This is a genomic window from Pseudovibrio sp. Ad37, assembly GCF_001623075.1.
Classification (GTDB): Bacteria; Pseudomonadota; Alphaproteobacteria; order Rhizobiales; family Stappiaceae; genus Pseudovibrio.
This window is the reverse complement of the sequence record NZ_LMCF01000042.1, coordinates 42,667-55,433: the sequence shown is the minus strand read 5'-3', so window position 1 is coordinate 55,433 and position 12,767 is coordinate 42,667. Positions and strand designations below refer to the sequence as shown.

The window sequence follows — 12,767 nt, the reverse complement described above, 5'->3', positions numbered from 1 at the left end:
GCGCATGAAAAATCTTAGTTGGAAGCAAGGCGCATAACGCTGACCTGATCTGCTTCAGCTCGATCCAGAATTCCGGTGACATGTCCCTCATGCATCACCATCACGCGGTCACTCATGCCCAGCACCTCCGGCATCTCGGAGGAGATCATGAGAACAGCAACGCCCTCACCGGCCAGTTTGGTAATGAGCTTATGGATTTCAGCCTTGGCGCCCACGTCGATGCCGCGGGTTGGCTCATCCAGAATGAGGATGCGAGGTTTGGTCAGCAGCCAGCGACCGATCAGAACCTTCTGCTGGTTGCCCCCAGACAGGTTCTCGATGCGCTCGTTCATGCCCGGTGTTTTAACGCGAAGGGCTTCGCTCATTTCCGTGCACAGCTTGGAGACAGCGCTTTCGGCCACAAACCCGGCTTTCACATGATCCTGACTGAGAAGCGCGATCTGCATGTTCTCCTGAATGTCGAGCATCATGAACAGACCGGTGTCCTTGCGGTCCTCGGTCAGCAACGCCATACCGTGACCCATGGCCTCTGCTGGCGTTTTGATCTCAACCGTCTCGCCGAACACGCTGATGCTGCCCCCCGTTGCCGGGGTCACGCCGTAGATGGTCTCTGCCACGTTGGTGCGACCTGAGCCCACCAGACCTGCAACGCCGAGAATTTCACCTGCACGCAGATCGAAGTTCACGTTCTCGAACACGCCTGATCAGTCCAAAGGTGATCGGTATCCATAAAAAACCTCCCTGCTCAAATGTAAAAAGGCCACGCCAATGGCCTAAGCAGGGAGGTCTCTTACTGAAAATGTAGAACTCTTCCAGTCCTCCACCGGTGGTGGAGGTTTATTTTGCTTACAACAAAAGGCAGCTTAGAATATCTAAGCTGCCTCTCAATTTTCAAAATTTTGAAGTGTGTTAGCCGACTTTCGCAACCGCGGTCAGGAAGTCATCAACTTCTCTGCCAAGCGCACGCGTACTTTCAGTCACCTCTGTAGAGGCTGTCAGCACACGTGAGGACGCAGTGTTGGTTTCACTCACAGCATCAGAGACCAGCGTCATATTCTCGTTTACGCTGGATGTTCCCACAGCAGCTTCCTGCACGTTGCGGCTGATCTCAGTTGTCGCGGCCCCCTGCTGCTCAACAGCCGTCGCAATTGCAGAGGTAAATGCGGTAACCTCATCCATTGTATGCGAGATGCCCTCGATGGAGGTTACAGCATCTGTCGTGGAGTTCTGAATCGCAGAGACCTGGGAACTAATTTCCTCTGTGGCCTTGGACGTCTGGTTGGCAAGTTCCTTCACCTCAGCCGCAACGACTGCGAATCCCTTACCGGCTTCTCCAGCACGCGCTGCTTCAATGGTCGCATTCAAAGCCAGCAAGTTGGTCTGCTCGGCGATTGCCTGAATCAGCCCGACAACCTCACCAATCTTGACTGTGGCATCGGCCAGCTCATTGATGCGGTCGTTGGAAACGTGCGCACTCTCAGTTGCTTTGGCAACAACGGAGGTTGTCGCGCTCACCTGACGTGCAATTTCCTCAATGGAACTGCTCAGCTCTTCAGCTGCGGCAGAAACCATCTGCACGTTGTTTGCAGCATCAGTTGAAGAGGCCGCTGCCCGTTCTGTCTGATCAGAAGTTCCACGAGCAAGATCTGCCATCACGCTGGCAGTCTCACCCATCTCACCCATGCTGTCATTCACAGAGGTCAGCAAGTTCGCAGCTGTGTTTCTGAAGTCAGAGATCAACTGCTCAATTTCGCGCTGCTTTTCAGCATCCTTTTCAGCAACATGTGTCTGTTCTTCGCGTAAACGCGCACGTTCAAGAGCATTGTCGCGGAAGACCTGAACTGTACGGCTCATGTCGCCAATTTCGTCTTTACGCTTTACACCGGCGATCTCAACATCAGTATCGCCATCTGCCAGACGCTCCATGATGCCGGTCAGACGTTTGGTAGGACGAGTGATGGCAAGAGACAGACCCAGTGCAATCAACGCACCAAGTGCAAGACCAACAGCAACGGTCGTCGCAATCAGATTGGTTGCAAGATCACCAGCCGCGCTCGCATGTTCAGCTTCAAGTGCAGCAATGTCAATGATCTGGCCCTGAACCGTTTCAGACTGCTCAGTGAGCTTTGTAACAAGGCTGGCAAGTTCTTTCTTACCATTTGCCATTGAGCCAAAACCAGAACGGATCGCAGCGATTTCTTTGATGGCATCTTTAGATGCCTTCACACCACCCTCGATGTCTTTCACACCCGTTTTAAACTCGCGGCCTGCTGCGCCAAGCTGATCAATCTCCTTGGAGACTTCCTCAGACTTCACACCAGAACCTGCACGCAGGAAGGAAAGAGAAGACGAGCTCACAGCCAGTGTCTGACGTGTGACGTTGGAAACTGAGGCCAGTGCAGCATCAACCTGCTCCTTACGGTCAACAGCTTCAGCCTGCTTCCTGTTCGCGTCATCAATGGAGCGATAGGTAAAGCCGATGACCAGCTGAGCCGTTTCGCCGAGCACATCAATACTTGCAGTAATGTCCTGACGCAGCGAATACATCTCGGAGAAATCAGTGGAATCGCGCAGAGCCTTTAACTTATCAACCAGCGTGTCCGCAACACCCGCAAGGCTTTGAAGAACCTTGGCATCCAGATGAGACAACTGGATCTTCTGCAGTTTCTTGATCTCGCGACGTGCCTTTGCAGCGCTGAGCAACGTTTTGCGCAGAGCGCCTTCTTCAGAGCTTGTTGTCGCCTTCACGAAGAAGTAACGCATATTCAGCGCCTGACTCTGAATAGTCGCAACAAGGCGGCCTGCTTTGTCAGCTTCTTTCAGCTGCTCTTTGGCCAGCTTGTCCTGTTCAGTGGCTGAAGCCGCAATCTTCGAGATGTCAGTCTGAACCTTTTTGCCAATCACCTGAAGTTTAGCTACAGCAGACATCATCTTAGCAATCTGAGATTCCTGAATATCGGTCGACATGCGAACGCGGCTGAACAGGCCTTTCAGAGCCCGCACATTTTCGTGGGTCTCTTCGAAGGCGGTACCATCTTTTCCATCAACAACAACTTGCTCATGAAGAGCTTCCAGATCTGCGCCCAACAAGTTCAGCTCATCAGCAGCAGCGGTTGCATCATACTTGCTCAAGCTGCGCAGATAGGTTTCACGCGCTGAGGTCGTATCATGCAGGCCCTGCATTAAACGCATGGTTGCATTTGTCATCTCTGTTTGCTTGGTGAGCTGAGAGATAGAAAAGATTCCGATCCCACCAGCTGCAGCGGAAAGCAAGAGTACAATAATGAAGCCACCACCGATTTTCATCGACAGCTGCAAATTAGCAAATAGCTGGAGGACCCGCCTCATGACCCGATTTCTCCCGAATAGAAGTCATTGCCCATGACTTGGCGGCATCTTATGCTTGTAAATATCAACCAGTGGTTAACCCGTGGGTATCTATGACGTTAACTGAGTACTTTCTGAAAGTTTTATCATCTTATGCGTTCGTCATGTCTTTATTATAAGTACAATAAATGATTACATTTTTACCAATTAAGAATCAGCAACCTGAGATAGCAGCGCTTCAAGTGCAGTACGCAGGTTGCCAGAGAGCGCTTGAGGCCTGCGAGTCGCGCGATCTACGTACACATGCGTAAAAAATCCTTGTGCCGCAGCAGTCTCAGCGCCTTGCGCAAACAAAGCCAGTTCGTATCGCACTGAACTATTGCCCAGGTGCCCAACACTCAGCCCGATATCAATCTTTTCCGGGTAGGCAATCTCAGAGAAATACTGGCAACCGGATTCCACAACCACCCCGATTTCATCTCCCTCATGAATGTTGAGAGCATCGTTTTCGATGAGGTAGGCGTTCACAGCACTATCAAAATAACTGTAGTAGACCGCATTATTGATGTGCCCATAAACATCGTTGTCTTCCCAACGGGTCTGAACATCACTGAAGAACGCGTAATGTGCACGGGTATACGCAGCCGGTTTTTTGGGTTTGCTCATAGTCTATGGTCTCCGCTTCAATCCGTTCTCAAAGAGCCTGCTGGTAAATCTTCAAGGCACTGTCTTCATCCACCTCACGTGGATTATTCACCAGCAACCGCGTTTGCTTCATCGCTTCACTGGCTAGTTTCACAACGTCCTTCTCACCAATGCCCACTTCGCGAAGCGTTGTTTCAACACCCAGAACTTTGGAAAGCTCCGCCAACCGGTCTGCAAACACGCCGCCTCGATTATCCGCTGGAATCTCTGAAAGTTCCGGGAACATCAGAGGGGCAAGCTCAGCATAGGCCAGCGCACAGGTTGGCAGGTTGAACCGCATCACATGCGGCAGAACCAACGCATTGGAAACTCCATGAGGCACATGAAAGATTCCACCAATCGGATAAGCCAGCGCATGCACAGCTGCTACCGGAGAGTTGGCAAACGCCTGCCCTGCCAACATAGAGCCGAGCAACATATTGGAACGCGCCTCTTTATCCTGCGGCGTGTTCACGGCTTTCTCGATATTCGCACCCAGCAAACGCAAGGCTTCTTGTGCCAGCACTTTGGACACTGGGTTGTTGTTTGCAGATGTCGACGTGTAGGCCTCAATTGCATGCACCATCGCATCAATGCCAGTTGCTGCCGTGACATGCGGAGGCAGCCCAACTGTGAGGTCTGCATCCAGCAGTGCCACATCAGGCAATAAAAACGGAGATACAACGCCCTTCTTCTCAGCCTCACCCGTCGTGATGATGGAGATCGGCGTCACTTCAGACCCTGTGCCAGCCGTTGTCGGGATAAGGATCAGGGGCAATCTTTTCCCTTTAGCCATTCCAACACCGTAGATGTCAGTGAGCTGCTCTCCTCCCCCAACGAGCAATGCGACAAGCTTGGCGACATCCAGCGAGGACCCGCCGCCCAGACCGATAACACCATCCACATCAGCCTCTTTGGCCAAGTCTGTAGCTTGCAAGACGATGGCTTCTGCCGGGTCAGCAACAACATCATCAAATAGGGTGACGTTGGTTCCAGCAGCTTCCAGCTGAGCAATCACAGGTTCAACAAGACCTGCCTTCACCAGTCCTTTGTCACTCACCAGAAAAACACGCTTACCGATAGTCTTCAACGTAAGCTCATCCAGCTTTTGAACCGCACCGGGCTCACATACAACGCTGGCTGCCGTGTTAAATACAAAGCCTGTCATTTCATTCCCCCTCATTGCTCAGCTCAGGTGGTAGATTTGAACAATACAGCGAGAATGCCTCAGCCAACAAGCAAGGTCGAGCGCAATTAAAGTCGTAACTGCTTGATGGAACGCTTAGACAACTTCCTCTGAAATCACAGGTTCCACGTCAGGCGCTTTGCCGAGGTTAAGTACGGCAAACAGCCCAATCAACGCTCCACCACACATAATAGCACCGCCCGCAAAGAAGGGCATGGATATGAACCACTGCTCTGCCAAAAAGGCGCCGATCGGAATCGCAATCAACGTGAGCCCCGATTGCAGCATCTCCCCAACGGAAGTGATACGCCCCAGCAAATGCTCAGGCGTCTGCTTTACAATGATCGCCCCAAATGGCACCGTGATAAAGCTGGTGAAGGCGCCGGCAACGAACCAGAGAGCCATCTGTTCCTGCATCCCAAAAGGCACTGAACTAAACGGAACCCAGCCCACGACTATGGTGAGAGCGCCCCCGAAGAAAGAGCCAATCACCATCAGAAGGTGCAAGTTGACACGATCGCCGATCTTGGCCGTCAGATAAGTTCCGATAAGCCCGCCAACACCAATCGAACCCAGGATAGGTCCAGCCGCACTCTCTGGCTGACCGGTTTCCTTGATGAGGAGCAACAGGACAGCCTCATAAAGAAAGACGCTGAATATAAAGAGGCAGATGAGCGCCATGCCTAAGAGGAGACGCGGTGTTTTCCAAAGATAAGCCAGTCCGACCTTGGCATCATTAACCACACTGCTTTTCTCGGTACTTTCCTCAGAGGCATCTTTAGCATCCTTTTTCAGCACTCCTAACAAGCTCAGGCAAATCAAAGAGGCCACGGCAAAGCTAGCGCCACCAAGTAGAAAGACATTATGTGGGCTCCACACGGCGAGCAAAGCCCCTCCAAAAACCGGTGCAAAGATCTTGGTCGATTGAATGACGAAATGGTCCACGCTAACCGCCTGTGTCAGCATGTTTGACGGCACGATCTTCTTTAACGCCAGTTGCTGCGCAGGCATAAAAGCGGCTGACACTGTGGCTTTCAAAAACACAAAAACAATAAGAAGCGAAAGACTGGTTGCAAAGAAGAACATGCCAACCATCAACCCGGCTCGGATAAGCAAACCGGCGATCAGCACAGGGCCAGCACCAATCCGGTCAACCAGAACACCGGCTGGCAGGCCGAAGATCACACGAGGCAAGGTCGCAGCCATGATGACACTGGCAACTTCAGTCGCTCCCATGTCCCAACTGTAGCTCACAAGCACCATGATCGCGATAAAGTCGATCCAGTCTGCAAATGCTGCCGGAACAAGAACACCAAAGAATCGACGAAACACGCTCAGCTTAAACAATGCCAACACGGAAGTATTTACTGCCTCACTCTGCGCCACGAAGCCCGCCCCAATTTCAATTGATTGATAACACCAGAAAAATCAGCGCTCAAAATATCGCGCTCACCAAATTTGCAATCCCGTCAGCTTAACCGAAGCCAACCCAGATACAAGGCGCGTATAGGTGAAGAAAATTGGTTGAAATGCAAAAAGCAAACGAACTGCAGGTGAGAAATGAGGTGGGCTTTTCTCAATCAGTGGCCAGTTTAGCAAAACAAGCCACTCAGCTTGGCCTATATTTTACGTCCGCCATTTGTTTGTTTTCCGCTCAGATTATCGAAGTGGCGATCTAAACGTCTTTCTATTCTTCTTTTCTTAAAATATTCGATCTGGTTAATCGGCAAAAGTTGATGGTCTAAGTAGGTTTTTACGTCGAAACACTTGATGTATTTCTTGCCATCCTGATCGACAACAATACCCATATTCTCAGGCCTATCAGCAAAACAGGATACGTGGTGTGAACGTAAGATCTTAAAGTAGTCAATCAACGCGCGAATAAGTTCGCTGTCCTGGATACGATCATGATGTTTCAAATAATCACGAACGCTGCGAATCTCATTGTCAACAAAGTTATCAATCTTCTCGATCATCAAGGCTGGGCCTTGGTTCGTATCGACCATTCCAAATACATGCGTAAAGGAGGGGTGCCCAGCAAGCCCAACGTCTTGAATGTGCTGCCACCCCAGCAACTCATCCTGATTGCCGCTTAAACGTTGCTTCTTGTAACCTAGTTTCGCACGCACTGACCGAAACAGATCTTTCAAAAATCCGCGGCTTTTGACTTTGCGCTCACCAGCCTCGTACCGGTCAAACTTCAGGAGCTTCGTTGGATCAGACGCACATTCATAGGTGTCGCGGAATCCGCCCCCACGAATGAATTCTCCTACCTGAAACACCTGATCGTCCTGAAACACAGTCAACTTTAAGCCAGTCTTTTTTGTAAATTTGAGCCACTTACATAACAAATTATAATGGTTTGAGAAGCATCTTTCTTGCCACACATGCTTAAAGTATTGCTTCTAAAGATCTTTATCTCATCTGCATGCGCCTTAACCGGACTTTTCAGGGTTTGAGGGATAATTGGCTCAAAGACAAAACGGACACGAACTCCGGGAACCAGCAGGATGCAGATCTGCAGTGCGCGTGAAATTGCGGCTTTTGTGGAAGATGGCGACACCATCGTCATTGGCGGCTGTGGACGGGGCCTTGCAACGCCGGAAGCTTTGCTGGAGGCCATTGAGCAGCGGTTTCTTTCGACAGGGCACCCCAAAAACCTATTCATCATCAACTCGCTCTCCATCGGAGATGGTGACAAGCGGGGGCTGAACCGGTTTGCTCACAAGGGAATGCTGCGCGGCATTATCACGTCTCACTTCGTTCTCACTCCTTCCCTCCAAAAACTGATCTCTCAAGACAAGCTGGAAGCCTATTGCCTTCCGGCTGGGGTTATTCAGCAGTTGATCCGCGAGATTGGTGCGGGTCGTCCCGGTCTCTTCACCCGCACCGGACTGGGGACATTTGTTGATCCCAGGCATGGTGGTGGCAAATGCAGCAAGTCTTGCAAGCATGAGCTTGTGGAATTGGTTCACCTGCACAGTCAGGAGTATCTTCGGTACCGCCCGTTCAAAATCGACCTTGCCTTGATCTGTGGGTCTGCGGCAGACACGAAAGGCAATCTCAGCCTTGATGAAGAAGCTGTCACCCTTGATTGTCTCAGCTTGACGACAGCTGCGCATAACAGTGGCGGTCATTGTTTTGCGCAGGTGAGAAACGTGGTGCAAACCGGGAGCCTACCTGCCCGCTCTGTTGCGGTTCCGGGCGTTTTTCTGGATGCAATTGTTGAGGCCCCCGGCCAGACTATTGCCTATGACACGCCTTACAGCCCGGCTCTCAGCGGGGATATAAAACCCTCCCATGCCAGAGTTCAAAACGAACCCAGCGAAGTTGCCCGCAAGGTGATTGCTCGCCGGGCGGCGGAGGAGCTGATCGAGAACGCGGCCGTGAATATCGGCTTTGGCGTTCCTGCAGGTCTTCGCTTTACCGAGCAGCGCAAGCAGCTGGCGGAGAGGATCTGGCTCTCCTGCGAACATGGGCATCACAACGGCCAGTTTTTGGGAGATTCTCTGTATGGCGCGGCTCTGGGGTCTGAAGCACTGCTTTCTTCACTGGATCAGTTTGACTTTTATAGCGGCGGCGGACTGGACATTGCTTTTCTGGGCATGAGTGAAGTGGATCGGCATGGGAATGTGAACCTCTCCAAAGTGAATGGCAAAATCGTTGGGGCGGGCAGCTTCATCGACATCTCACAAAATGCCAGAAAGCTCGTGTTTTGCGGTTTACTGACGGGCGTGGGCTCACAGGTTGAGTACCGCAAAGACAAACTCAAAGTGACGCGCAATGGCACCCACACAAAGTTTGTAGAGCAAACCGACCACATCACCTTCAATGCCCTGAATGCCAAAGCCAACGGGCAGGAAGTGCTTTATGTGACCGAGCGTGCCGTTTTTCAGCTGGGCCCCAACGGGCTGGTGCTGACTGAGGTTGCCCCCGGCATCAAACCCAAGCGGGATGTGCTGGCGCATATGGGGTTTGCCTGCAAAGTGGATATACAGCGAAAAATGCCAGAGCACATTTTCAACGCATTATGATTGCCGCAAACACAAAGAGCACCGCACGGCTTTGCCGGCAGTGGTGGAGCTTAAATTCCCGAGAGACTGGAGGAGCAAGGCGAGCAGGCAGTGCCTGCGCATTTTATTGGTAGTGCGTCTTCGGCATTGGCTGTCGCCTTGCCCGGGCATTTTGATATGGACAACATCGCCTCTTATCCTGACAGACACGATAGCCAGTTTCCTGGAAGGACAGTGGCTTACTCAGACAGGTTTCCCTGTCCAGGCAGTTCCTCGATCCCTGGCAAATATGATTGAAACGAGAAGTTTCCCTCTCAAAACACTCATGTCTGCCACCGCGTGATGCCCTTCAGACTTGGGTCCTTCCTCTCAAACCATGCGGTCACGTTTGAAAATCGGTTCCACCGGACCACTGAAAGATACGTTACTTCTCTCAGAAGCCCCACCCAGCCTACGACAAACTGACGGACGGTCCGCCAGTAGCCCGTTACGTAGGCATAAATTCAGAGTACGAGAGATTTTGGAAAGGGGAATAAGTTTTGCCTGATAGCTGCCCGCTTTTACGCAAAGAGCACGACTGCTTGCCTGCAAATCACGTAGTGGTGGTCATCCACTAAGCCGTGCTCACTTTAACATTTGCCATGGTCGCAAATGGCGAGGACAAGCGCCTCTCAGCTTCACTCCTAAGAGCGCACCCTGCACATGAGCAAGGCGCGCACTCGCGAAGTCATAGGAATGGAACTGTGCCCCTTGGTTGAATAAAACCAAGCAAAAACAGCTCCAAACACCTGTCTGTCTTAATCGTAAGCCGCTGTTACGATGACTTCCACCAACAGTTCCTGAGAAGCAAGGCGGGCTTCACCGCATGCGCGTGCAGGAGCATGCCCTTCTGGCACCCATGCATCCCAGACTTCGTTCATCTCAGCAAAATCGCGCATGTCAGAGAGCCAGACGATGGCTTGCAGGATCTGCTCGCGGCTGGACCCTGCTTCAACAAGCAGTTCATCAACACGGCGCAGGCATTCTGCGGTCTGTTCTTTGATGCTTTCACCGCGCACGCCAACCTGACCACACAGATAAACGGTGCCGTTGTGCTTGACGATCTTGCTCATACGCTGCTTGGTGTGCATGCGTTCAATCATGGTGCTATCCTTTTGGTTTAGGGGCAGAAGGATGCAGAGATCAACATCCGCTCCAACGCCCAATCTCAGCGAGATACCATGACTGAAACTGCTCTTAATTTCACTGTGACATTTGCGGGTGTCCAAGTGTTTTCGAGAAAGCTGCGTTAAACCAGCTCTTTCTGCACCCCGTTTTCCAAAAACCACTGATAGGTTTGGCGAATTCCTTTATCCAGCGAGATGGATGGTTCCCACCCCAACCGCTTCAGACGTGCTGAGCTCATTAGCTTTCTCGCAGTTCCATCTGGTTTGGAGGTGTCCTGTGTAATGGCACCTTGATAACCCAAAACCTTGGAGAGCCGTTGCGCAAGTTCCAGAATTGAAATGTCCGCACCAAAGCCAACATTGATGTGCTCTTCTGCAGAGTATGTCTTGAGCAAACGCACCAGAGCATCCGCGCAATCATCGCAGTGCAGAAACTCTCTGCGCGGAGCACCCGTTCCCCAAATCTCAAAGGATTCAGCTCCGCTTATCTTCGCCTCGTGCACCTTGCGCATAAGGGCAGGCAAAACGTGGCTGCTTGTCAGATCAAAGTTGTCACCGGGCCCATACAAGTTGGTTGGCATGGCAGAAATGAAATCACAATCATATTGCCGCCTGAAGGCCTGACACAATTTTAAGCCTGCGATCTTGGCAATTGCATACCATTCATTGGTGGGCTCCAGAGGGCCAGAGAGCAATGCCCCCTCCTCTATCGGCTGCGGGGCGTGTTTTGGATAGATACAGGATGATCCCAAAAACAGGAGCTTTTGCACGCCAGCTGCGAAGGCACCACGAATGAGGTTGGTTTCAATCGCCAAATTTTCATAAAGAAACTCGGCAGGATACTCATTGTTTGCCCAAATGCCCCCCACCTTGGCAGCAGCAACAATCACGACCTCAGGCTTCGCTTCCTGCAAAAATGCTAGGGTTTCTGCTTGCATGGTGAGGTCTACTTGCCTCCGGTCCGCAGTCAAAAGAGTGCACTTCTCGCGCTCCAACCGTCTTATAAGGGCTTGGCCAACCATGCCCTTGTGCCCGGCTACGAAAACCGTTTTTCCAGTCAGGTCAAAGCAAACAGGTTGGAGATCAGGCATCTTCGAGCATCCTACCGTCTTTCACCTCCAGCAAGTCTGCCTGCACCATCTCCTCAATCAGTGTTTCGAGGGATGTTTTCGCCTCCCAGCCGAGTTTATCCCGCGCTTTGCTCGCATCACCAAGGAGCTCGTTCACCTCTGCTGGGCGGAAGTAGCGTGGATCGATCTCAACAAGGGTCCGGCCACTTGCAGAGCAGATCCCCTTCTCATCAACTCCACTCCCCTGCCATTCCAGTGTGATACCGCATTTTGAAAACGCCAGTTCTGCAAACTTGCGCACTGATGTCATGGTGCCGGTTGCCAGCACATAATCATCTGGCACATCCTGCTGCAGCATGGACCACATGCCTTCAACAAAATCCCGCGCATGTCCCCAATCCCGGGTCGCATCGATGTTACCCAAGTAGAGTTTGTCTTGCAGCCCCAGACTGATTGCGGCGGCGGCACGGGTGATCTTACGAGTTACAAACGTCTCACCACGCAGCGGGCTTTCATGATTGAACAAAATGCCATTGCTTGCATGGATTCCGTAGGCTTCCCGGTAGTTGACCGCAATCCAGTAGGCATAAAGCTTGGCCGCGGCATAAGGGGAGCGCGGGTAGAATGGCGTCGTCTCGCTTTGTGGTACTTGCTGCACTAAACCGTAGAGTTCCGAGGTTGAAGCCTGATAAAACCGCGTTTTCTGCTCCAGGCCAAGGATGCGGATCGCCTCCAGCAATCGCAAAGCCCCCAAAGCATCGCTGTTGGCGGTGTATTCGGGCGTTTCAAAACTCACCTTCACATGCGATTGCGCCCCAAGATTATACACCTCATCGGGCTGCACCTCCTGCATGATGCGGATGAGGTTGGTGGCATCCGTCAGGTCGCCATAATGCAGGATGAAACGTGCATCATCCTCATGAGGATCCTGATAGATCCCCTCTATCCGGCCTGTATTGAAGCTGGAAGAGCGGCGTTTGACGCCGTGCACCACATATCCCTTATCCAGCAAAAAGCGACTGAGATACGCTCCGTCCTGTCCGGTAACACCTGTTATCAAAGCGGTTTTCTGCAAGGCCATGGCACGCTCAAAAATTTGAGGGAAACAGAGCATGAACCTAGAAGCAGATTGGTTGTTGTCGCAATTCTGAAAACACACCCCTGTATTCTTTGGGTGTTTATGCAGCCATATGTTTTTAAACGGGTTTTGATGTTCACCCACAAAGATATCCAAGTCCCGTCAAAATTCACTAGCAATACCGCGAAGCAGCGTGTATCAAGCTCGCCCTCCCAAACGCCTTGGGAGGTATCCCGAACCTAA

General features: G+C 51.7%; 9 protein-coding genes and 1 pseudogene. 1 reads left to right on the top strand and 9 read right to left on the bottom strand.

Annotation, left to right across the window (positions count from 1 at the left end; all coding sequences use genetic code 11):
• Nucleotides 1-14: 14 nt before the first annotated feature.
• From PsAD37_RS09900 to PsAD37_RS09875, 6 genes and pseudogenes are all read right to left on the bottom strand, one after another.
• Nucleotides 15-701: pseudogene (locus PsAD37_RS09900) on the bottom strand (ATP-binding cassette domain-containing protein); the annotation flags it as partial.
• A gap of 208 nt (nucleotides 702-909) precedes the next feature.
• Nucleotides 910-3,306 (bottom strand): methyl-accepting chemotaxis protein, encoded by a 2,397-nt coding sequence (locus PsAD37_RS09895; protein WP_208991805.1) that lies wholly within the window; start codon nucleotides 3,304-3,306, stop codon nucleotides 910-912.
• A gap of 228 nt (nucleotides 3,307-3,534) precedes the next feature.
• Nucleotides 3,535-3,993, bottom strand: coding sequence for a thioesterase family protein (locus tag PsAD37_RS09890; RefSeq protein ID WP_063296008.1), 459 nt, complete (start codon nucleotides 3,991-3,993; stop codon nucleotides 3,535-3,537).
• Between the two features lie 28 nt (nucleotides 3,994-4,021).
• Nucleotides 4,022-5,179 carry an iron-containing alcohol dehydrogenase gene (locus PsAD37_RS09885; protein ID WP_063296007.1) on the bottom strand — a complete coding sequence of 386 codons (1,158 nt, stop codon included), beginning with the start codon at nucleotides 5,177-5,179 and terminating at the stop codon, nucleotides 4,022-4,024.
• A 114-nt stretch (nucleotides 5,180-5,293) separates the two neighbouring features.
• Entirely contained in the window at nucleotides 5,294-6,583 is a 1,290-nt protein-coding gene (locus PsAD37_RS09880) for an MFS transporter (protein WP_063296006.1), read from the bottom strand.
• Between the two features lie 233 nt (nucleotides 6,584-6,816).
• A complete protein-coding gene (locus PsAD37_RS09875) occupies nucleotides 6,817-7,497 on the bottom strand; it encodes a YrbL family protein (RefSeq protein WP_063296028.1) in 681 nt (226 codons plus the stop codon).
• 210 nt (nucleotides 7,498-7,707) lie between these two features.
• Here PsAD37_RS09875 and PsAD37_RS09870 point away from each other — a divergent pair, with 210 nt between their 5' ends.
• On the top strand, nucleotides 7,708-9,231 hold the full coding sequence (locus PsAD37_RS09870; RefSeq protein WP_063296005.1) for an acyl CoA:acetate/3-ketoacid CoA transferase: 1,524 nt from the start codon (nucleotides 7,708-7,710) through the stop codon (nucleotides 9,229-9,231).
• Between the two features lie 776 nt (nucleotides 9,232-10,007).
• On the opposite strand, the gene PsAD37_RS09865 is transcribed toward PsAD37_RS09870, so the two are convergent.
• The 3 genes from PsAD37_RS09865 to gmd all read right to left on the bottom strand — a co-directional run bounded on the left by PsAD37_RS09865 (nucleotide 10,008) and on the right by gmd (nucleotide 12,521).
• On the bottom strand, nucleotides 10,008-10,352 hold the full coding sequence (locus PsAD37_RS09865; protein WP_063287656.1) for a RidA family protein: 345 nt from the start codon (nucleotides 10,350-10,352) through the stop codon (nucleotides 10,008-10,010).
• A 146-nt stretch (nucleotides 10,353-10,498) separates the two neighbouring features.
• Nucleotides 10,499-11,467 (bottom strand): GDP-L-fucose synthase, encoded by a 969-nt coding sequence (locus PsAD37_RS09860; protein WP_063296004.1) that lies wholly within the window; start codon nucleotides 11,465-11,467, stop codon nucleotides 10,499-10,501.
• Nucleotides 11,460-12,521 (bottom strand): GDP-mannose 4,6-dehydratase, encoded by a 1,062-nt coding sequence (gene gmd, locus PsAD37_RS09855; protein ID WP_063296027.1) that lies wholly within the window; start codon nucleotides 12,519-12,521, stop codon nucleotides 11,460-11,462. The genes PsAD37_RS09860 and gmd overlap by 8 nt, the downstream gene beginning before the upstream one ends.
• Nucleotides 12,522-12,767 lie beyond the last annotated feature (246 nt).

Bases quoted from the DNA above. Each gene is read 5' to 3' on its own strand.
- PsAD37_RS09870 (WP_063296005.1), top strand. From the start codon at position 7,708: ATGCAGATCTGCAGTGCGCGTGAAATTGCGGCTTTTGTGGAAGATGGC.
- PsAD37_RS09860 (WP_063296004.1), bottom strand. From the start codon at position 11,467: ATGCCTGATCTCCAACCTGTTTGCTTTGACCTGACTGGAAAAACGGTT.
- PsAD37_RS09895 (WP_208991805.1), bottom strand. From the start codon at position 3,306: ATGAAAATCGGTGGTGGCTTCATTATTGTACTCTTGCTTTCCGCTGCA.
- PsAD37_RS09885 (WP_063296007.1), bottom strand. From the start codon at position 5,179: ATGACAGGCTTTGTATTTAACACGGCAGCCAGCGTTGTATGTGAGCCC.
- PsAD37_RS09890 (WP_063296008.1), bottom strand. From the start codon at position 3,993: ATGAGCAAACCCAAAAAACCGGCTGCGTATACCCGTGCACATTACGCG.
- PsAD37_RS09865 (WP_063287656.1), bottom strand. From the start codon at position 10,352: ATGATTGAACGCATGCACACCAAGCAGCGTATGAGCAAGATCGTCAAG.